General features: G+C 39.9%; 20 protein-coding genes and 1 pseudogene. 9 read left to right on the top strand and 12 right to left on the bottom strand.

The window, feature by feature from the left end; all coding sequences use genetic code 11:
* Window position 1: 1 nt before the first annotated feature.
* A pseudogene (locus N8A86_RS02760) lies at window positions 2-858 on the bottom strand (SPFH domain-containing protein).
* An 88-nt stretch (window positions 859-946) separates the two neighbouring features.
* A complete protein-coding gene (locus N8A86_RS02755) occupies window positions 947-3,211 on the bottom strand; it encodes a transglycosylase domain-containing protein (RefSeq protein WP_273567685.1) in 2,265 nt (754 codons plus the stop codon).
* A 269-nt stretch (window positions 3,212-3,480) separates the two neighbouring features.
* Here N8A86_RS02755 and N8A86_RS02750 point away from each other — a divergent pair, with 269 nt between their 5' ends.
* The gene (locus N8A86_RS02750) at window positions 3,481-4,248 is read left to right on the top strand and encodes a S1/P1 nuclease (protein ID WP_273569008.1); all 768 of its coding nucleotides are present in this window, start codon (window positions 3,481-3,483) and stop codon (window positions 4,246-4,248) included.
* Here the strand turns inward: N8A86_RS02750 and N8A86_RS02745 are convergent.
* The 3 genes from N8A86_RS02745 to N8A86_RS02735 form a co-directional block, all read right to left on the bottom strand.
* Window positions 4,245-4,529, bottom strand: coding sequence for a TIGR03643 family protein (locus N8A86_RS02745; protein ID WP_273567684.1), 285 nt, complete (start codon window positions 4,527-4,529; stop codon window positions 4,245-4,247). The two genes, N8A86_RS02750 and N8A86_RS02745, sit on opposite strands and share 4 nt — an antisense overlap.
* A 234-nt stretch (window positions 4,530-4,763) precedes the next feature.
* Window positions 4,764-5,363, bottom strand: a complete 600-nt coding sequence (locus N8A86_RS02740) for an alpha-ketoglutarate-dependent dioxygenase AlkB family protein (RefSeq protein ID WP_273567683.1) — start codon at window positions 5,361-5,363, stop codon at window positions 4,764-4,766.
* Window positions 5,363-6,235, bottom strand: a complete 873-nt coding sequence (locus N8A86_RS02735) for an AraC family transcriptional regulator (protein WP_273567682.1) — start codon at window positions 6,233-6,235, stop codon at window positions 5,363-5,365. The genes N8A86_RS02740 and N8A86_RS02735 overlap by 1 nt, the downstream gene beginning before the upstream one ends.
* 368 nt (window positions 6,236-6,603) lie before the next feature.
* Between N8A86_RS02735 and N8A86_RS02730 the strand changes: the two genes are divergently transcribed.
* Window positions 6,604-7,182, top strand: coding sequence for a DUF3244 domain-containing protein (locus N8A86_RS02730; protein WP_273567681.1), 579 nt, complete (start codon window positions 6,604-6,606; stop codon window positions 7,180-7,182).
* 62 nt (window positions 7,183-7,244) lie between these two features.
* Here N8A86_RS02730 and N8A86_RS02725 read toward each other — a convergent pair whose 3' ends face one another.
* The 3 genes from N8A86_RS02725 to N8A86_RS02715 form a co-directional block, all read right to left on the bottom strand.
* The gene (locus N8A86_RS02725) at window positions 7,245-7,604 is read right to left on the bottom strand and encodes a DoxX family protein (RefSeq protein ID WP_273567680.1); all 360 of its coding nucleotides are present in this window, start codon (window positions 7,602-7,604) and stop codon (window positions 7,245-7,247) included.
* Window positions 7,605-7,606: 2 nt separating this feature from the next.
* Window positions 7,607-8,242: an MOSC domain-containing protein gene (locus N8A86_RS02720; RefSeq protein WP_273567679.1), complete on the bottom strand. Its 636-nt coding sequence runs from the start codon at window positions 8,240-8,242 to the stop codon at window positions 7,607-7,609.
* A gap of 71 nt (window positions 8,243-8,313) precedes the next feature.
* Window positions 8,314-8,661 carry a DUF6249 domain-containing protein gene (locus tag N8A86_RS02715; protein WP_273567678.1) on the bottom strand — a complete coding sequence of 116 codons (348 nt, stop codon included), beginning with the start codon at window positions 8,659-8,661 and terminating at the stop codon, window positions 8,314-8,316.
* A gap of 139 nt (window positions 8,662-8,800) precedes the next feature.
* Between N8A86_RS02715 and N8A86_RS02710 the strand changes: the two genes are divergently transcribed.
* On the top strand, window positions 8,801-9,391 hold the full coding sequence (locus N8A86_RS02710; protein WP_273567677.1) for an RNA polymerase sigma factor: 591 nt from the start codon (window positions 8,801-8,803) through the stop codon (window positions 9,389-9,391).
* Window positions 9,372-9,782, top strand: a complete 411-nt coding sequence (locus tag N8A86_RS02705; RefSeq protein WP_273567676.1) for a hypothetical protein — start codon at window positions 9,372-9,374, stop codon at window positions 9,780-9,782. Before N8A86_RS02710 ends, N8A86_RS02705 begins: the two co-directional genes overlap by 20 nt.
* 109 nt (window positions 9,783-9,891) lie before the next feature.
* Here the strand turns inward: N8A86_RS02705 and N8A86_RS02700 are convergent, their stop codons facing one another.
* Window positions 9,892-10,719, bottom strand: coding sequence for a hypothetical protein (locus N8A86_RS02700; protein ID WP_273567675.1), 828 nt, complete (start codon window positions 10,717-10,719; stop codon window positions 9,892-9,894).
* Window positions 10,720-10,869: 150 nt separating this feature from the next.
* On the opposite strand from N8A86_RS02700, the gene N8A86_RS02695 reads away from it, so the two are divergent.
* On the top strand, window positions 10,870-12,468 hold the full coding sequence (locus tag N8A86_RS02695) for a solute:sodium symporter family transporter (protein WP_273567674.1): 1,599 nt from the start codon (window positions 10,870-10,872) through the stop codon (window positions 12,466-12,468).
* A 66-nt stretch (window positions 12,469-12,534) separates the two neighbouring features.
* Window positions 12,535-13,344 (top strand): inositol oxygenase family protein, encoded by an 810-nt coding sequence (locus tag N8A86_RS02690; RefSeq protein ID WP_273567673.1) that lies wholly within the window; start codon window positions 12,535-12,537, stop codon window positions 13,342-13,344.
* A 9-nt stretch (window positions 13,345-13,353) separates the two neighbouring features.
* On the opposite strand, the gene N8A86_RS02685 is transcribed toward N8A86_RS02690, so the two are convergent.
* Complete coding sequence (locus tag N8A86_RS02685; protein WP_273567672.1) at window positions 13,354-14,481, bottom strand: Gfo/Idh/MocA family protein; 1,128 nt, start codon at window positions 14,479-14,481, stop codon at window positions 13,354-13,356.
* Between the two features lie 148 nt (window positions 14,482-14,629).
* Here N8A86_RS02685 and N8A86_RS02680 point away from each other — a divergent pair, with 148 nt between their 5' ends.
* Together N8A86_RS02680 and N8A86_RS02675 are read left to right on the top strand one after the other, a co-directional pair.
* Complete coding sequence (locus N8A86_RS02680) at window positions 14,630-15,547, top strand: alpha/beta hydrolase (RefSeq protein WP_273567671.1); 918 nt, start codon at window positions 14,630-14,632, stop codon at window positions 15,545-15,547.
* A gap of 68 nt (window positions 15,548-15,615) precedes the next feature.
* Entirely contained in the window at window positions 15,616-16,482 is an 867-nt protein-coding gene (locus N8A86_RS02675) for a sugar phosphate isomerase/epimerase family protein (protein WP_273567670.1), read from the top strand.
* Between the two features lie 73 nt (window positions 16,483-16,555).
* Here the strand turns inward: N8A86_RS02675 and N8A86_RS02670 are convergent, their stop codons facing one another.
* Entirely contained in the window at window positions 16,556-17,974 is a 1,419-nt protein-coding gene (locus N8A86_RS02670) for a hypothetical protein (RefSeq protein ID WP_273567669.1), read from the bottom strand.
* Between the two features lie 315 nt (window positions 17,975-18,289).
* Window positions 18,290-20,179 carry a molecular chaperone HtpG gene (gene htpG, locus N8A86_RS02665; RefSeq protein WP_273567668.1) on the bottom strand — a complete coding sequence of 630 codons (1,890 nt, stop codon included), beginning with the start codon at window positions 20,177-20,179 and terminating at the stop codon, window positions 18,290-18,292.
* A 428-nt stretch (window positions 20,180-20,607) separates the two neighbouring features.
* Between htpG and N8A86_RS02660 the strand changes: the two genes are divergently transcribed.
* The gene (locus N8A86_RS02660) at window positions 20,608-21,261 is read left to right on the top strand and encodes a TetR family transcriptional regulator C-terminal domain-containing protein (protein ID WP_273567667.1); all 654 of its coding nucleotides are present in this window, start codon (window positions 20,608-20,610) and stop codon (window positions 21,259-21,261) included.
* The last annotated feature ends 32 nt before the right edge of the window (window positions 21,262-21,293 follow it).

Below are 21,293 nucleotides of genomic sequence, written 5' to 3'. Positions count from 1 at the left end.
ATTAGTGATTTAGGGTTCCTGCGTTAACAATAGGTGAAGCATCTTTGTCTGAGCACAAGACGACCATCAAATTGCTGACCATAGCGGCTTTTCGTTCCTCATCCAAATCGACCACACCTTTTTTGCTAAGTTCTTCCAAAGCCATTTCGACCATGCTTACGGCACCTTCTACAATTTTATGTCGAGCGGCTACGATGGCGGTAGCCTGTTGTCTTTTCAACATGGCATTCGCAATTTCTTGGGCATATGCCAAATAACCGATTCGTGCCTCAAGTACTTCAATACCTGCCATCGATAAACGTTCTTGTAATTCTTTTTCCAGGGCCACGCTGACCTCATTGACGCTTGAACGTAACGTAATATCCTCTACAAGGCCTTCATCAGCAAAATTATCGTAGGGATACATGCTAGCCAACTTACGTACCGCCGCATCGGTCTGTACACGAACAAAGTTCTGATAGTCATCCACATCAAAAGCGGCCTTGTAAGTGTCGGTCACCCGCCAGACCAATATGGTGCTTATCATGACAGGATTCCCCAATTTGTCATTTACCTTGAGTCTTTCACTATCAAAATTACTTGCCCGTAACGAAATCTTTCTTTTGGAATAAAACGGGTTGACCCAAAAAAGGCCGTTTTTCTTAATGGTACCCATATACTTTCAAAAAGCAATAATACCCTAGAACTATTCGGATTGACCAATACAAAGCCCGGAATCATCAAAATAGCTGCAAAAAGGGCGATAACGGCAAAAACAACAAGCCCGCGAAGTGCCAAAACACCCACAATGAGCAAAATAAAAATTACTAAGAGCATCAAGTAGCCGTTCGTTGGGTTCAAATCTTTTTCGTTTTTCATGATGGTTTGTTTTAATGATATTAAAATGATATCATAAATATATCAAAATAAATGATACAAAGCCAAATTTTTTTGAAATTTTTAAATTTTATCTTGGACTACCCGAATTCTTTGACCTAAACTTTTTGGTCCTCTTTTTGTTCGGATTTTTAAAAAGCCGTTTGAAGAAACCGTCACGCTTAATAGGTTCGCAATCTAGACTTCGTAAGACATTGACGTCGGGTCGCGGAAATCTTGCTTTTGTAATTGCGTTAAACTCAGGGTCACGGTTCATTTTTTGCATCCAAAGCGCAAATAGAGGGAGAGCGGCATTGGCACCTTGGCCCAAATTTGTACTTCGAAATCCGATTTCGTGATTATCGAGTCCCACCCAGGTGACATGAACTAGCTTCGGGGTCAAGGCTACGAACCAAGCATCTTTGTTGTTCTGTGTAGTACCCGTTTTACCAGCAATATCATTGTTTAGTTTATAGGTTGTTCTTAAACGTGAGGCAGTACCTTGATTAATCGTAGATTTCAACATTTCGAGCATAATTTGGCCTGTTTCCTTAGCAAAAGCGCTTTTTTGTGCTCTTTTTGGCTCAAAACTGGCCAAAATCGAATCTTTTTGATTCGTGATGGTTTCAATTAAATAGGGCAAAACCGCTTTTCCATTATTGACATAACTCGCATAGACCCCTGCCAGTTCGTTGGCATAAATTTCCCCGGTACCCAAGGCGAGCGAAGGCTGTTTTGGCAGTTCGGAGAAAACGCCCATATTTTTGGCTTGAACCAGTACGTTTTCGATTCCTGTTTTTTCTAAAACTTTGACCGCAACGGTGTTTACCGAATTGCTCAGCGCCATTTCCATAGAATAGTTGAGGTAGTCTTCATCTTTGTCCCCCGAATTACTCGGCGACCATCCCTTTAAATTTTCATATTCCACCTCTTGGGCCGAGAAATAGGTACAGGGAGGGATACCCACTTCCAGCGCCGCCGTATACACGATAGGCTTGAATGTTGACCCAACTTGTCTTTTGCTCTGTGCAACATGATCGAATTTGAAATATTTGAAGTTGACCCCGCCGATCCAAGTTTTTACCGCACCTGTTTTGGGATCAATGGCCAATGAACCGGTGTTCAAAAATTTCATATAGTGTTGTACACTATCGATGACGCTTGCTTCGACGGTTTTTTCGCCTTTCCAATCCGCCAAAATCATTTTTCTTTTGATGGCTAGTGAATCCATTATTTTTGATTCGTCCAAGCCGTTGGCCTTTAATTTTTTATAGGCAGGTGTACGTTTTACCAATTTGGCAATGAGTTTCTTATCCTTTATCCAAGGGGCACTTTTTCCATGGCTTTTTTCGAACTGCGACTGTAATTTTTCCATGTGAGCGACCATGGCTTCTTCGGCAAACCGTTGCATTTTTGAATGTAGCGTGGTGTAAATTTTAAGTCCGGAAGTATAGATGTTGTAATCATTGCCTGCTTCTTTTTGCTCCGCTGTCCATTTTAGCATTTTTTTGCGGACTTCCTCCCGAAAATAAGGAGCGAGCCCCTCGTTGTAATCGTAATCTCGATAGTTAAGTTTTAGGGGAAGGTTTTGGAGACTATCCTTCATTTTTTCGGAAAGAAAATCATTCTTGACCATCGATTGCAATACTAAATTTCTTCTGTCAAGACTTTTTTGAGGGAATACTCTGGGATTATACCCATACGTCGCCTTTAACATTCCGACCAAGGTAGCCGCTTGTTCCAACGTTAGTTCTTCCGCTCTTATATTAAAAAATTTCAGGGAGGCACTTTCGATTCCGAATGTGTTGTCGCCAAAGGAAACGGTATTCAGATAGTGCGTAAGAATTTCTTCTTTTGAATAAATAGCTTCCAATCGGGATGCAATGAACATCTCTTTCAGCTTATCAACAGCAATATTCGTTTTATTTCGCTCCCTTCTTGGATAGAGATTTTTGGCCAATTGTTGCGTCAACGTGCTACCGCCGCCCGATGATTGGTCTTGCATCAAAATTGTCTTCAAAGCGACACGAAAAAGACTCGGATAATCAATACCCGAATGCTCATAAAATCGCTCGTCTTCAATGGCCACAAGGGCTTCAACAAGCTGTTTCGGAATGTTATCAAATGCAATGGGCTGCCTATCGAACAGATAATATTTTCCGATTAGCACGCTATCTGCTGTGTATACCTCTGAAGCACGTTGGTATTTAAAATCGGAGAGTTCGGTTTTATCGGGAATCTTGCCCCAAGCCCCGAACCTGACACTTAGTACAAAAAGAAACAATAGCACGAAACCGGCCAGCACAAAAATGACCACATATCTGAGGATTGGGGATTTTATATTCTTTAGTATCAAACCGGCTTCGTTTTGCAGCGCAATATCAAATTAATAATTCAAATGCGGTAGCTTCTTAACAATAGATTTGAATTCGATACCTTACTTTTATGCGGATAATGGTACTATGTAGTTAATGCCTCCGTGTGGACTCTGTGAAGCTCTGTAGAAGAACTCGTGTAGGTTATTTCACAGAGTTTCACAGAGAAAAGAGACCTGCCTGCCGCAGGCAGGGTTTCACAGAGAATGCAATATGCAAAGCAAAATTTATAGTCAGAAATTATTTTATGATGAAAAAAATAGTTCTTCTTCTTTTAGTTTGTCAAATGAGTTTCGCAAACACCCCCGTTTGGTCGAAGACCGGACATCGCGTCATTGGTGAAGTCGCCCAAGAACACTTGAACGGAAAGGCCCGAAGGGCCATTAAAAAAATACTTAACGGACAAAGTCTTGCCTCGGTTTCCAATTTTGCCGATGAGATCAAGGCCGATTCCACTTTTAGAAAATTCAGTTCTTGGCATTACGTGAACATTCCCCAAGGGAAAACATATAACGAAATCGAACCTTTTAAATATGGCGACCTGGTCAAGGGGATTCAAGAATGTATGCGTATCGTGAAAGACCGGAACAGTTCACCTGAAGACAAAGCGTTCTACCTAAAAATGCTTATCCATTTGGTGGGCGACCTTCATCAACCCATGCACGTTGGCCGTCTGGAAGATAAAGGCGGAAACGATATTCAATTGCAATGGTTCAATAACGGAAGCAACCTGCACAAACTTTGGGACGCTAATATGATCAATGATTATGGCATGAGTTATACAGAGCTTACAGCCTCGCTTCCCCAATATTCGAAGAAACAGAAAAAAGCATTACAAGAAGGGGGATTATTGGATTGGGTGGAGGAGTCACATTTACTTGCGGATGAAGTTTATAAATCGGTGGAGATTGGCGAAAAACTATATTATCGTTATGGGTATGTCTGGTGGGGCACGGTGGAGCTGCAACTAGAAAAAGGAGGGTTACGGTTGGCGAAGGTGTTGAACGAGCTGTTTTAGGAATATCTTTTCGAAACCTTATTGTTCGAAATATGTTTTTGCCGTGAACATTTGAACCGGTCGACTTCCCCGCTTCGCAGTTTGGCATGTTTCGTACTTCTGCCCTGAACCCTTTTGCGCCACATTTTAAAACTTTTGGGCTTCATTTCGCGCCGCATGATTTCAATCACTTCTTTTTCCGAGATACCAAATTGGTAGGTAATGGCGTCAAAGGGCGTACGGTCTTCCCAAGCCATTTCTATGATGCGGTCCAGTTGACGTTCGGTAAAATTCTCTTCCATATTGCCACAAAGTTAGTCGGGATTCCTGCTAATAAAAAGGTCTTTGACCCAAAAAATAAGATTTTGAACGAATAGAAATACCTTGGCACACGTTTTGAAGTTATCTTAAAGAAGAAATTGGCCGCAGGGATATTAATAAAACGGCCCACTTTTATTAAAGATAGCTTCCAATTTTCTGATGGGTACTAAAAAATCGACTTTTGTTTGGAGGTCGATTTTTTATTTGTGGTTAGTCTACAGAATAACCCTAAACGTCAAATTGATACGCTCCCCGATCGGCCTGGCCGTTTTTGGTAACTGATGCAACCAATGGTGTTGTGTTTCGCCCTGCATCAATAATAAGCTTCCGTGTTCCAACAACATCTTATGTTTTACATCGGGCCAGGTTCTGTGCTTTAGGTGAAAGAACCGTTCTTGGCCCAAACTGACTGAGGCGATTATGGGATTTTTCCCCAATTCCTTTTCATTGTCTGCGTGCCATCCATTGCTGTCTTTTCCCGTGCGATATAAGTTCAATAGGCAGGTGGTAAAATTTACCTTCACAATTTTTTCTATTTCCTTTTTTATTTCGAAAAGTTCGTTGCTGAACGCCCGTGGCTGCATGGTAATATTGGAATACGAGTAGGGCTTCTCATTATTTCCGAACAAGGCGGTAAGTCTAGGTTGCGGATGCACTTTCCCAAAAACCTTGATATCGTCTTGCTGCCATGGAACGGTATTTCGCAAAACTTCTAAATATTCGTTTGCGCGTTCCGTAGTAAAGAAATCCCTGAAATATAGAATATTACTATCAGGAAGGTTCAAATCCAATCTTTGGGAATTTGTTCGCTCCATTACACCAAGACCGTCTTTAGCTGATTTCGGTACTCCGATGGATTTTGACCCGTAAAGGCCTTGAACTGTTTGTTGAAATGCGAAAAATTATTGAATCCGCTTTCAAAGCATACTTCGGTAATACTCATCGGTTTTTCGGCTAATAATTTAGAGGCATGTACCAAACGATATTCATTGACAAATTGAACGAACGTTTTGTTGGTTATTTTTTTGAAGTACCTGCAGAACGAGGGTACGGTCATACTTGTCAAATCTGCGATTTCGTCCAGTGTTATCTCTTCCTTGAAATTGTTCTTTACATGATTGAAGACCAGATTGATCCTGTCATTGTCCTTCACTTCCGCTTCCATGGAAAAGCCTTCGGCATTGAGTATCTGAAGTTCATCCGATTTTGCCAATTCGTTCAAGATGTTCAAGATGGATAATAGCCTTTGAAAATCGGACTGATATTCCAATATTTCCATTTTTTCGCCGATTTTCATTTTGGTCTTTCCATGGAAAGCGATTCCCCCTTGTGCCATTTCGAACAACGCTTGTATTTTTTTCATTTCCGGGATATTGAAAAAATCGTTTCCCAAGAAATCGGCTTTCATCTGTACCACGGTCTCGCTATCGTTTCCTGTCAGCTTATCGGTAAAGCCACAGTGCGGCAGGTTACTCCCGATTAAAATCAGGTCGCCTTCGGAGTAATAGGAGACATGACTTCCGATTTGGCGTTTGCCAGATCCACCGTTTACATACACCAATTCTATCTCAGGGTGGTAATGCCAATTGGCATTCTTGTCGTTTTTATTTTCAGAAAACTTTTGATAGGTAAACGAATGCCCAAAATTGGGCTCTATAGCTTCAAATGCGGGTTTTTGTTTTTGCATAACTGTAGGTCTTTATATACAAAGTTAGTTGTGATCAAAACAGTAATCCTTTGCAAAATTACCTAAAATATGTTCAATATTACCATTTAACAATTAATTAACCTACCTATTGGGTAAAATAACACATAAATAGGAAAAATCTGTAGTAGTGTAGGCTGCGTATCGGTGGTAAGTTTGTACCATAAATTATTTATGAATCCTAAAAGATGAATTCTATGAATGCAACAATGAGCAAAATGCCGACGGAGGTTAGGAAAAATTCCTTTTTTCAAACTTTAAGAAAAGTAAAAGGGTCCGTTGGGCGTCCTATCGGAGTTTCAGATAGTCGAAAAACTAATTATTCAATATAAATTTTAAATAAAAAAAACATGAAAAAAGTAATAAGATCAGTCGCAATGTTGGCCATTATGTTCGTAACAGCAAAGAGCATCGCTGCCGACCCGAAACTAGTTACCAACAGTACAGATAAAAGTCTGACCTTCTCTTGGGAGTCCGATTCAGAAGTACAGTCCATCAGTATTGTAGATGACGCTGGTAACGTTATCTATTCTGAAGTTATATCTGGAGTAACCTATTCGAAAAAATTCGATTTGAATACCTTAGAGGAAGGTAGTTATACGCTAAAGGCTAAAAGTAATTCAAAGGAAATCGCTTATGATGTGAAAATCGAAAAAGCCGATTTAAAAGTTGTAGAAAAGAAGGAGGTTACGAAGCCTTTCTTTAGAAGGGAAGATAATAAGGTCTTTTTGAATTTTCTGAACCTTGATAAAAAAGATGTTACCCTAGAAGTAACCGACAATAACAATGAAATCATTTTCAAGGAGACGATAAAGGATGAAATGATTATTGAGAAAGCGTTCAGTTTCGAGAAGGCTTTTGCAAATGACTACGTAATTTCGGTACGAAATAATGACAACACGTTTTATGAGTCGGTTGTCGTAAAATAGTTAGTTGAAGTTGAGTTAATTTTAGTCCCCAAGAGGTTCATAGCTCTTGGGGACTTTTTTTGTCAAAACTGTAAATACCAATAGGCCCAATATATCAAACCGAATTGTAAAGGAATACGAAGTGTCAATATCCATTGCGGGATTCCTGCCGATTCTCTTTCACCTTTGAGCATATAAAAATGCACCAACAAGAAAACGGCGAGCATAGCTATAATTCCATAAATGGATAAATCTTTCGTTACAGAAAAGCAGAGTCCGATACCTAATATGATCTCTGCCAATCCGCTTAGTGCCACTAACAGCTTGTGTTTAGGCAAATACCTTGGTATGATCCGTAAGTATGCTTTGGGCTTGATAAAGTGCATAGTGCCTGCAAAAATGTACATTGCCGCCATCAAATAAAGGTGCCATGGCATCGTCATATCTATAAAAGATATTTTTGCATTCGTTCCTTCTTATACTCTGGAACGGAATCGTTGGTCATGAACAATTGTAGTATTTCGGAATCTTTTTCCTTGGTGAACATCAAATCGAAAAACTGGTTGACGGTCAGGGTATTTTCCGATTGTTGTACCAAATGGAATTCATCTCTCGTTTGAACGGTGCCTTCCTCTAAAATCTTAACATACGTGCCAGGAAAACTATGTTGAATATATTGTTTTAATATTTTTTGATTGCCGAACCGAACCCCAAGTTTATAACAGGGTTCACGGGGTTGCGAAACCTGTACCATGGCACTTCCCACTTTATAAATATTGCCAACGCGCATTTGTGATTCGTCCATGCCTTCGACGGTCAGATTTTCGCCGAACATGCCCCAGTTCCAATCCAATTGAGGGTATAATTTTTTCCAATACGGGTATTGTTCTTTCGAAAAAAGATAACAGGCCTTATTGATACCACCATGATTGATTCTGTTAATAATAGTGTCATTGGCCACATCGACAGCGGTCAAAAACAAGGGTTCGTCAACAGGGTATTTGAAGATTCCTGTTTGCTCTTCCTTTCCGTTCCACATGAAGGTGGTGGGTTTTCCAATATTGGTGGATACTATCTTCATACTTCAAAAATAGAAAAACCATCCGCCAATTAACGAATGGTTTTTCTTTAATTCATGAAACAAAAAGTTGATTAGGCTTCCTGGTCCATTTTTTTGGTGATAAAGAAACCTACCAATAACCCTGTACCGGCCAAAAGGAATATAGATCCGGGCATAGCGGTATCCCAGTCCACATTAAGGCTAGACCTTAAGATACCTCCGGTTACTATGCCAGCGCCGATTCCCATCAGCAGAAGTGCAAGATTTAAAATAAGAATCTTCCAGACGGGTGCGGCATGTTCTCGCTTTCCTTTAACAAAAATACTTGCCTCGGCTCCTTTTTCGATAAGGGCCATGCGTTCTTTGTTCCGGGTTGAAAAGAAAAGATACACGATTCCGAATATTACGATAAATGCACTGATAAATACTATTGCTACCATGACGTTTGTTTTTTAATTGGTTAATTTTATTAAGTACTTTGTGTATGACGATGTAAATCAAATCATGGTTACAACTTTTTCAAAATATTTAAGGGAATTTCTTGTAACCGATGAACATTTTCGGTCGTCAAAGAGGTACATGTCAGCCGACAACGACCAACTTGAGATTAGAAATGTTCTGAATGGCGATACCAAGGCTTTTGCCATTTTGGTAAATCGGTATAAGAATATGGTCTTTTCGTTGGCTTTGCAATTGCTTAAAAATCGAGAGGAAGCCGAAGAAGTTTCCCAAGACGTTTTTTTGAAAATTTTTAAAGCCTTGGAAAAATTTAAGGGCGATTCTAAATTTTCGACTTGGGTATATCGAATCACCTATAATACGTGTCTAGACCAAATTAAAAGTAACAATAGAAAGCAAACGACCGTGGTCATTGATGAAATCAACGAGAATCAGATACGGACCATGGAAACGGCCTTAGACATTATGGACCGCTCGGATCGGGAAAAATCTATAAAGGAATGTCTTGGAAAACTACCCACCGAAGATGGTACGTTGATAAGGTTGTTCTATTATGAGGAGCTTTCGTTAGCAGAAATTTCGAAAATAGTTAGCCTCGATAAAAAGACGTTAAAGGTTAGATTGTTCAGGGCCAGAAAACGTTTAGCGGTTATTTTAAGGACGCATCTAGAACCCATACAATTACAAAATTATGGACAAGGAAACCGATAAGAAGTTAGATGATTTTACGAGAAAGTTGTTCTGCGATGTATCGCAAGAAGTGCCTTCTTTTGATTTTACGACACGGGTGATGGTCGATGTCGAGGCAGTGACAAGAGCAAAACAAGTCGGTTATAAACCATTGATTTCTAAAAAAGGATGGGTGTTGACCGCTCTGCTAACCGTTGGTATTTTTTCGTATCTCTTGTTTGGTAATATAGAAACCGGGACCTCTTTTGGTTCGTACTTTGATATTATTCCTTTTCACAAATTAAAAACTTTCACTTTGCCCAGCTTTGAAATTTCGAAAGTGGTTTTTTATGGAGTTGTCACCTTTGCTTTTTTTGTGGGAATACAAATATTACTATTGAAGCAGCATTTCGATAAAAGATATGCCTCCTAAGATTTAATAAACAAACTTTAGTTTCTAAGGTATTTTGGAAGGGCAAAATATCGGTGCTCATCTAAATGGCACTTTCTAAATGCCTACCATTTAAAAGATTTGAGGCCTTTCACTTTTGATAGTACGGTGTTCTTTTCATAAAATAATTGAGCGCGGTAACATAATTCTCACGGGTGCTCGCCATAAATGGCCTTCGTGTTTGGTCAACGACTTTATTGCCGTTCATATCATAAATCTTAAAATCTACTTTGGTGTCGAATTCATCGGAAGACGTGCTGTAGTCGCTCGAATACGATTTGACCTTTTTCTTTTTGGTATCGACCTTTGTGGTCGTCGAGCCGGTGGTCGTCGAAGTTGTGGTTCTATAGTCAACGGTAATTTTACCTGTTACCAAAATACCTGCCCCAACGATTTTTGCTATTTCTTTCATATCATAGTCCCTCATGTCCACGGCCTCCTTAACACCGGCGGCGCGCAAGCGATTACGGGTAGTTTCTGCATCTTGATAGCTGATCGTATTGCGTTCCGGTTTTCGCATTAGGTTATCATAATAAAACTCTTGGGCCTCGATACCGTTTTCAGGACTTTGCGAGCCGTCAACCACAAACTCAAAAGGCAAAACAGCACCTTCATTTGCTTTCATGGGTGGGTATTCAAAATCCACAGGTCTGGGGCTTGCGGCAGAAGCCTGTGAATCTGAGAATAGTTGTTCCCTGCCATTTTTGAATAAAATTTTTGCCACATTGGCCTTTTCGGCAATATTCTCGAGATCTTCGCCAAAAAAGCTATAGGTAATCGTATTGGGTTCTACCTTTTTAATGGTGACTTCCAATAATTCCCCGTTGGTGAGATACAACTGATCCGCTTTATTTTCCTGCCCGTTCACGGGTAATAGTGCTCCGACTAATAGCAAAATCGAAATTTTTAGATATCCCATTTCCGATCGTATTTTATGTTCCATTGTAAATTTACAAGGTTGTCTAAATATATAAAATACTGGTTTCTTGGTATTTTTATTGTTTTTCCATACCCAAATCAACAAAATAAGATGTTGACCTAACTTTCAAAAATATCGTTACTTTTAGGCATGGCTCTTTTTACATTTCTATTATTCACAGGATTTGTCGCATTTTATGCCACTTATAAACTCCGTCGAGATAAATTAAATTCTCGTGACGGTTATTTTCTAGGAGGAAGATCGCTCACGGGAATCGTAATCGCGGGATCGTTATTGTTGACCAATATTTCAACCGAACATTTGGTGGGCATGAACGGCTCGGCCTATCGTAACGGAGCGATAATCGTAGCTTGGGAAGTTACCTCGGCCCTCGCTTTGGTCTTGGGTGCCCTATATTTTGCGCCTCGGTATCTTAAAATGGGCCTTACTACTATTCCCGAATTCCTTGAAAAGAGATTTGACGGACTTACCCGAACCTTGGTGGCTTTGCTTTTGATTATTTCGTTTGTGGCAACTTTGTTGCCCATCGTTTTGTATACCGGAGCACTCAATATCGAGGCGATTTTTGAAATTTCAGAACTTTTGAACGTAAGTCAAAAAGAAGGTATTTGGATCACGATTTTGGTTGTAGGTTGTATCGGCGCCGTTTACGCCATCTTCGGAGGGCTGAAAATGGTAGCTTATACCGATACCATAAACGGATTCGGTCTTCTAGTGGCCGGGTTGCTGGTCCCCATTTTGGCGTTATTGAGCATTGGCGATGGCAATCTTTTTCAGGGCATGGGGATGGTCTTTGACAACAGTCCCGAAAAATTTAATGTGGTCAGCAAGGAATCGGGAGTAGGGGAAGGTGCGCGCACTGCAATTCTGCCTTTTGAAGTTTTGTTTACGGGCCTGATGGTCAACCAAATTTATTTTTGGACGATGCACCAGTCTATCATACAACGGGTACTCGGAGCCGTAAACCTTAAGGAGGCCCAAAAAGGGTTACTTTTCACGGGGCTGTTGAAAATTCTTGTCCCTTTGATCATTGTGCTCCCCGGCCTCATCGGATTCTACTATTTTGGGGAAAGTTTGTATGACAACCCAGATACGGTATATCCCTTATTGGTCAAAAAAGTGCTGCCCCTCTGGTTGACCGGTTTTTTTGTGGCGGTGATGATGGGTGCCATTTTGAGTACTTTTAATAGTGCCCTTAACAGTGCGGCCACCGTCTTCAGTTTAGGAATTTTCAAAAGGTACATTCAAAAAGATGCCAGCGAAACTAAATTGGTGGAAATGGGAAAGTGGACTTCTGCCATCTTGGCAATATTCGCCATTTCGATCGCGCCTTTTGTAGCGAACGCACCTGAAGGCTTGTACCAACTGTTACAGGAGTTGAACGGTATCTTTTTTATCCCAATAGCCAGTGTAATCATTGCAGGTTTCCTTTTTCCAAAAGTGACATCCTCAGGCGCAAAAGTCGGATTGGTATTCGGTCTTTTCTTTTACGTTATTATGAATTTTGTTTTCGAAGTCAACCTTCATTTTGTACATATATGGGGATTGGAATTTGTACTGAACATACTGATCATGCATTTGGCCTCGTTCTTATTGCCAAAGGAGGAGAAATTTGAAATGAAAGATGCCGGGGTTCTTGACCTAAAACCTTGGAAATATGCAAAACCCTTCAGCCTCTTTTTGATCGTATTTACAGTTATTTTGTACCTTGTATTAGGAAATGTGTAGTTTAGGAGTTAGGAGTTAGAGGTTGGACATTGAATTTGAACTTACGCTTGTACTTGAACTTTAATTATGGAAAAAACATTTAGAAACTACGAAGCTCCCGATGTCTCGGTAGCCGTCAAAGAGCATTATCGTAAAATGCGCAAGAATCAAACCTATGATTACGTGAAGCGTATGCACAAAAAATACCTGACTTTTGATAAGCCAATGGACCTTTGGGAAGCTATGGGGCATCTGAATCGTCTTATCGATGTCAGCGATCCAGATTTAGATCTTCCGAATGTGCAGCATTTGATACAAAGCGCAGAGGCCTTACGAGCCGAAGGCCGCCCCGACTGGATGCAATTAACCGGGCTCATTCACGACTTGGGTAAAATCATGTTTCTATGGGGTAGTGATGAAGACGGTACCAGTCAGGCCGAACAGTGGGGTATGGTTGGCGATGTTTTTGTGGTCGGTTGCGCCTTGCCCGATTCATGTGTCTATCCGGAGTTCAATGAAACGAATCCTGATATGCAAGATGAGCGCTATAAAACTTCAATAGGTATCTATGAAAAGGGCTGTGGAATCGATAATGTTGAATTGGCTTGGGGCCACGATGAATATTTATATCAAGTGTTGAGCAACCATGAAGAAAATAAACTACCCGAAGAGGCGATGGTCATGATTCGCTACCATTCTTTTTATCCCTGGCATTCGGGAGGCGCCTATTCCGAATTGTTGAATGAAAAAGATCAAGAATATTTAGAGCTTATTAAAGACTTCAACAAATATGACCTTTACACGAAAAGTCAAAAGATTTATGATTTGGAGGATGTTCGCGGTTACTACCAGCCAATCGCGGAAAAGTATTTGGGAAAAGGACCGATTTTTTGGTAGCTTCTTCGCTTAAGACAAAATAACTTCATTACCACTTTCGGCTGCCTTGTAAATAGCTTCTATAACCTTCATATCCTTACGGCCCTCAACGCCTGAAATATGTTCAGGAAGATTGCGGCCTTCAAGAATTTCCTTTGCGATGCCATCCATTTGTGCAGCTTGTTGATTGATGACCGGGAAGTCGAACGCACCCTCACTTGATCTTCCCTTGAACGGACCATAGCTAACCGCTGGGCTTAATTCGAAAAAACCCCTTTCCGCGGAAGCGAAAAATCGATCCACGCTGCTATTATTGGAACTCGTGGAAGTTGCTACAGCACCGCTAGGAAAGTTCAATTGCCAAGTAATCGATTCTTCAACTTCTTTGTAAATATTAGGTCTGGTAATAGGGCCAAATTGAGCCGTTACCGAAATCGGTTCTTCTCCCAAAGTATATCGACTGGCCTGAACACAATACACTCCGAGGTTCATCAAAGGGCCACCACCTGACAGGGCCTTTTTTAAATGCCAATCGTTTGGGCCTATTCCGCTTATATTGTATCCAAGTGAGACTTCGATTAAACGTACCTGTCCGAATACTTTTTCCTGCCCAAATCGCATGATTTCCATATGATTTGGTTCGTAATGTAACCGATAACCCACAGCAAGTTGAACTCTAGCTGCGTTGCAAGCGTTTATCATTTCTTGACAGTCTTTTTCGGTAAATGCCATGGGTTTTTCTACGATAACGTGCTTGCCGGCTTTGGCCGCCCGAATGGTATAATCCTTGTGCATTCCATTGGGTAACACCACATAGACCAAATCAATATTTGGATTATCTTTTATGCTATCAAAATTTTCATAATTATAGACGTTCTCATCAGGAATTGAATAGCGTCCTTTCCAATCTACGGCCTTTGCTGGAGTGCCGGTAATAATTCCCGAAAGATGACAATACTCTGAATCCACAAAACTCTGCGCTAAAATGTTCGCATAGCGACCGAGACCACAAAGTGCAATATTCAACTTTTTTCCTTGATAGAGTTTTCTATTTTCACTATCGGCTTGTTCGAGAGATGTAAATGAAGGTAACAGTGCGGCAGAACCAACTCCCAAACCCAAATTCCTTATAAAAGAGCGTCTTGAATTATTTTTCATGATTTTGGATTAAAAAGTTGATAAGATTCAATTTAAAGGAAGTTTTTAAAGAACGTTAATCTTTTAGCATGCTTTTAACGTATTCATTGTCAACGCTATGTGAAATCAATGTATCGAAAACCATATATTTGTTTGCAAACAACTTCATATGATAATGTTTCGATGTAATCTGCAAAGACTTACTTTCTATATTTCGATTTTTTGTGTGGTCGCTAGTTGCTGTTTTGGTCAGACCAAAAACAAATTTGAGTTTATCGAGCTAAAAAACATTGACTATCTCGAAGGAAAATCCATCGATACGATTCAACGACTAAACTTGGTCCTTCCTAAGACAGACACGGATTATCCTTTATTGGTTTGGATTGGTGGTGGAGCATGGTCCTATGTCGATAGAAATGTGGAAATGGACCTGGCAAGAAAATTTGCCGAGGAGGGAATCGCGGTTGCAAGTATAGGTCACAGATTAAGTGCTGCCAAATGGCGGGATTCGATTTTGGATAAGGGAGTGAAGCATCCTGAGCATATCAAAGATTTGGCCGCTGCGGTCAAATGGCTTTACGAGCACGCATCGGAAAATGGATATGATAAAGAGAAGATTTTTATTGGCGGTTTTTCTTCGGGTGCACATCTTGCAGCATTGATCGGTTTAGACGAATCGTACCTTAAAAATGAGGGCCTTTCAAAAGATGTTATCAAAGGGATGATTCCCATATCCGGAACTTACGATGTCGTAAACTACCATGAGGTCTTTGAAACTGGCGATAGACAGGAACTGGCCGAACTCCATGTAGAAGCGGTTTTTGGAGATTCAAAAGAAGATTTTATAAACGCCTCGCCAACGAATTATCTTGAAAATTTAGGTATTCCGATGTTATTGATTTCAGATAATGCACTTGATAGGTATACAAGGCTTTTTGAAAAACGGTTAATGGAAAGCGATTTTAAGGACTACAACGTAGTTTATGTCCCTGATTTGAATCATGCGGAACTTTGGAGGAATATTTCGTTTGACAATTCAAGCACCTACAGGGCATCAATGATTGAATTCATTCGTGCAAATAATTAATTCAAAATTCCAAATGATTGGAATAAGCAAAAATTTCATACATTGATTAGGAATAAATACATGAGAAGATGAAAAGAAGACAATTTTTGACCAAAAGTGCCCTTGGGGCAACTTCCTTCGGACTGCTTTCGCCCTATGGAAACGCATTATTTGCGAATACTTTAGCGGCAGGAATGGTAACCCAGCCCATCGGCTTTCAATCATATGTTCTTCGTGAAGAAATCGGAAAAGATATCACCGGCACACTCAAGAAAATGGCCGGAATGGGCTATGAATATGTTGAAATGTGCTCCCCTTCAGGATACAAAGGACCTTTTGAGCCACTCGTAAAATATTCTGGAACGGAACTTAAAAAAATCATCGAAGATTGTGGCATGAAATGTAATAGTAGCCATCTTACTTGGAACGAAATGAACGAGAACCTCGAAGAACGCATCGATTGGGCCAATCAAATGGGACTTGAACATTTTGTAGCTTCAGGAGGGCTACATTCCGAAACTCTAGATGAACTAAAGGAAAAGTGTGCGAAGTTGAACACTATTGGAGAAAAAGTCAAAAAGGCCGGCATGGTGGCTGCCTTCCACAATCATGACATAGAATTCAAAACGAAATTTGATGACAAACTAGAATACGATATCATTTTAGAGGAACTGGATCCAAACTTGGTAAAAATGCAGTTCCAGACCCAGGTTATCGTGCTGGGATACAAAGGGTCGGATTACTTTAAAAAATTTCCCGGTCGTTTTATATCCACCCACATGCAGGATTATGATGCTATGGAGAATCCAAAGGAAATCGCCTTGGGCTCAGGTATATCTGATTGGAAAGACTTCTTTGCCGCCGCCGATACCGGAGGGTTACAAGTGGTCTATGTAGAAATGGAGTCGAACCCTGGGACGTTGAAGGGTAGTATTGATTATTTGAAGAGTTTGTAATTCTACATGTCACATTGAGCGCAGACGAAATGCCTAGGAACGCGCTGGGGTCTTCGACTGCGCTCAGACGGACTTATAAAGAAGGCTTTTGTTCCACTACGCCTTCTGAACTGGGGATTTCACTTTTTGTGTTCCCTGAACTGTTTTCTGGAAAATACCAGAAGGGTATTGTAATGAGTGTATCAGTTACAAATTCGCCATTGGGTTGTCTATCCGGTCCGATGAACCGTAAGAGATGCTTTCCCTTAGGAAGGTTTTCAATATCCAAATAAGTCTCAAAACCGAATCTGTCTTTTTTGTTAGCCGTCATTCCAAATTCACTTTTGTAAACCATGGAATCAATATGGAATTGAAAAATTTTACCAAAATTTTCTAGATATCTTTTTTGAAAACCCAATGATTCTGCTGATGTAATGTTGATTGATGACCTTCCCATTGCGGCAATTAACCTATCTAGCCGAAAGCCATAGCCTCTTTCGTCGTTCTTGGGTAAAAGGGTAGAATCATTTTCGAAAACGGCATCTTCCATCCAAGCATTAAATCCTATGAATATTGGTAAATAGGGTTTTTCTATAACTTTCGATGGAATAGATACAAATCGCACCAGTTCAGTTTCTTCGATCAGCTGGTCTTCGTAGTTTTCTTTGTTGGTATAAATTCCGGAGGTATTCTGGTCAACTACGAGGTAATTTGAGTTTGACCTACCATATGCTGATGCGAAAATTGAGAATAAGAGGTATAAAGGAACAATGAGTATGCCTAGCCAACGCGCTTTTTTTTGATCTAAAAAGTTATAGACCAAAGGTCTATATAGAAAAGAAAGGGTAATATAACTGAAAACCCGATAAATAGGGAAGTAAATCTTGGAAATCAATTTGTTCCTTTTTAATAGTCCCGCACCCAGAAAGTCAATCAGAACAAGTAAAACACAAAAAAAATATACAATATTAAAAGTCCATGATGCAAGTGTATGCACCCCTTTGGAAATTGACTCTAAGCCTTCTAAATAATGTGTCACCAATGTAAAAACACCGACTACCATAAAAGAGGAAATAAAAAAGAAAATCATTAAAAACGCAAGTGCGAACAACGAACTACAAATATTTTCTAATCTTGAGATATACTGATCAAAAGAACCTACTTTCTTTTCAAGAAAAGAAGTGAACTTTTCTGAATAGTTCAATTTCTTATATTCAATTTCGCCCGAAACATACCGAAGGCCGATGGCCCCAATCCAAAGCCCTCTAAGGACGACGTGAGTCAATAGTAACATTATTAAGATTGACATACTATTTAAGGTGTTGCTTATAAAGAATGAACCCAGCGCTTCGTTATTTTTGACGGCTTTTAGACTTTCTACCTCTATGGGTTCGAAGCCCACAAACAATCCGTAAATCGCAAATCCAGAAATGATAAGTTCCAATTGCCAGCTATCTTGTTGAAGTTTATCGAGCAATTTCTTAAAATCGGCGCTCTGGTAGTCATTTTTCATTTTGGTAGTTATTTTAAGAAAGATAACAACTTTTAATAAAAAAACCACCCCAGATTCTGGGGCGGTCACTATAGCTATAGTTAATGGTTTCTTGCCTAAACAAGAGTGATTCAAATATAGTGTCGGTATTTAAATCGTACCATACCTGAAAACCAGTATTTTTTGTGGAAAACATACGAAAGCCGCTTCAATGAAGCGGCTTTCTTTTTTTCAGCATCCAGCATCCAGCATCCAGCATCCAGCATCCAGCATCCAGCATCCAGCATCCAGCATCCAGCATCATTTCACTGCCAACTGCAAACTGCGCACTGCCAATTATTTCACCATCTCGTAGCTTCGTTTGATAAACTCGGTCAATTCCTGACCTTTTAACAGGCCTTTTGAAAGTCTCGCCAAATCGATGGATTGATTGATTAAACGTTCTCGTTTCTTTGCGGTCTTGGTATTCAATATCTCACCCACTAATTCGTGATTCGTGTTTACGATGAGGTTGTACATCTCTGGCATATTGCCCATACCGAACATACCACCGCCACCGGTCTGCTGCATTTCTTTCATACGGCGCATGAATTCAGGTTCGGTAATAATAAAGGGCGATGCATTGCTGTCCATAGGTTCTAATTGTATGGTATAGCTTTTGTTTTCTATGACTTCTTCTAAATTCGCTTTGAGGCGATCTTTCTCTTCGTCCGATAATTTTGAAATCTGGGTATCCTCTTTTTTAATAAGATTATCAAAATGGTCGGCATCAACACGTGCAAAGGAAATTTTCTCTTTCGAGGTTTCCAGTTTTTGCATTAAGTGTCCGATAATCGGTGAATCCATCAACAAAACTTCATAACCCTTGGCCTTTGCGGCTTCTATATAGCTATGTTGCGCCTCTTTATCGGACGCATAAAGTACAACCAACTTGTCATCTTTATCGGTCTGGGTATCCTTGATTTTTTCCTGTAATTCCTCAAAAGTGAAGTAGTTGCCATCTACGGTAGGGTAGAGTGCAAATTTGTCTGCCTTTTCAAAGAACTTTTCCTCCGAGAGCATTCCATATTCGATGACGATTTTAATATCGTTCCATTTGGCCTCAAAGTCCTCACGGTTGTTTTTGAAAAGCGAGTTCAGTTTATCGGCCACTTTTCTAGTAATATATGAGGATATCTTTTTGACCGCTCCGTCCGCTTGTAAATACGATCGCGAAACGTTCAAAGGAATATCGGGTGAATCGATGACCCCTCGAAGCATCGTTAAAAATTCTGGGACGATTCCTTCTACATTATCGGTAACGAACACCTGATTTTGATAGAGTTGTATTCTATCTTTTTGAAGGTTGAGGTCATTGGTCATTTTAGGGAAATACAATATTCCCGTTAAGTTGAACGGATAGTCAACGTTCAAATGAATGTTGAAAAGCGGCTCTTCGAATTGCATGGGGTACAATTCCCGATAAAAAGATTTGTAATCTTCATCCTTTAGGTCTTTGGGCTGTTTGGTCCATGCCGGATCCGGATTATTAATAATATTATCGACTTCATGAGTTGGGGCCGGATCTTCTTCTTTGGCATCTTCAGGTTTTGGAAGGGTTTCCGTCCGCATTCCGAATTTTATCGGTATCGGCATGAACTTGTTGTACTTTTTGAGTAGCCCCGTTATTCTTGCATCATCTAAAAACTCTTTCGAGTCATCGGCGATGTGAAGAATAATCTCGGTGCCACGATCTTCCTTTTTTGACTTTTTGATACTGAATTTCGGAGAACCATCACACTCCCAATGCACGGCAGGTTCATCTTTGTAACTTTTTGTAATGATCTCGACCTTGTCGGCTACCATGAAAGAAGAATAAAACCCAAGCCCGAAGTGCCCTATGATTCCAGTTTCTTTGGCACCGTCTTCATATTTGTTCAGAAACTCTTCGGCACCTGAAAAAGCGAGTTCGTTGATATATTTCTTCACCTCCTCCTCGGTCATACCGATACCTTGGTCGATGACATGGATTTTCTTACCTTTTTTATCGACTTTCACCTCGATTAGCGGATTACCGTATACTACACCCTTGGCCTCTCCTATGGAGGTCAAATGCTTCAATTTCAAGGTTGCATCGGTTGCATTTGATATCAATTCACGAAGAAATATTTCGTGGTCACTGTATAAAAATTTCTTAATCAGCGGAAAAATGTTCTCTACTGATACATTGATTTTACCTGTTGCCATAAATAAAGTATTTTATTTTCATTTCCTCGAAGGAGGGAATCTGATTACTGTTCCTATTGTTTTCAAAAAAATCGGAAATCTGTTCCTCTTGGGTTCTTTGTTTTCATCGATGATATAGTCAAAAAAAGTACCACACTCGAACTTCGTGACAAACTGACACTTAAGGTTGATTTGTAGTGTCAAAAGATTTAACAAATATTTTTGTTTAATTTTTTCATTAAATAGTTAAACATTAATTATATTTGTATATGATTGTGGGACTAGAATTGCTATGAAAAAGAAATTTAACCCATAATCACGTTTGATTATTTATTGGTTAGGTTGTTTGAGAACGTGCTTCCCCCAGAAGCACGTTTTTTCTAAAATCAATTTAAACAACATTTCTTTTTGAAATACCCAATCTGGGTGGCTTACAAAAACTTTTAATTATGGCGGCTAAAACGAAAAAGACTACGGCAAAAGAAGTTATCGAGAAATATATGGACTATGTCTTGGAACAAGAACGCGTTCCGAAGTCGGTCTACAAATTTTGTAAGGAACACAATTTCGAAGAGAAAGCATTCTACGAACTCTTTGGTTCTATGGAGAGTGTACGAAAAAGTATTTGGAATTCCTTTTATGAGCATACCCTTGCTCTGATAGAAAAAAACAAGGACTACGAAACATTGCCCAACAAAGAGAAGATGCTCACCTTCTTCTATACTTTTTTCGAGTTGTTGACTTTAAACAGAAGTTACGTGTTGTTCACACTAGATCGTGGTCATGGTGTGCTAAAAAACATGGAGCAATTAAAGGGTCTTAGGAAACTAATAAAGTCGTTTGCCAGAGACCTTATCGACGATGCAAATGCATATAAATCAAAGGGTTTGACCAAATACAACGGGACCCTATTTTCCGAGGGGGCTTGGATTCAATTTCTCTTTATCCTGAAATTTTGGATCGATGACTCATCCCCAGGTTTTGAAAAAACGGATATGGCCATTGAAAAATCCATCAACACTATTTTTGATGTTTTTGACAATACCCCTTTGGAAAGAATAGTTGATTTCGGAAAATTTCTGTACAAAGAAACCTTTGCGTAAAAACAACACTTTGAACCCTCCTCCGGCGGGCC

Source organism: Maribacter halichondriae, from assembly GCF_027474825.1.
Taxonomy (GTDB): Bacteria; Bacteroidota; Bacteroidia; order Flavobacteriales; family Flavobacteriaceae; genus Meishania; species Meishania halichondriae.
The sequence above is the reverse complement of the archived record's forward strand: the minus strand, read 5'-3'. Positions and strand labels throughout refer to the sequence as shown.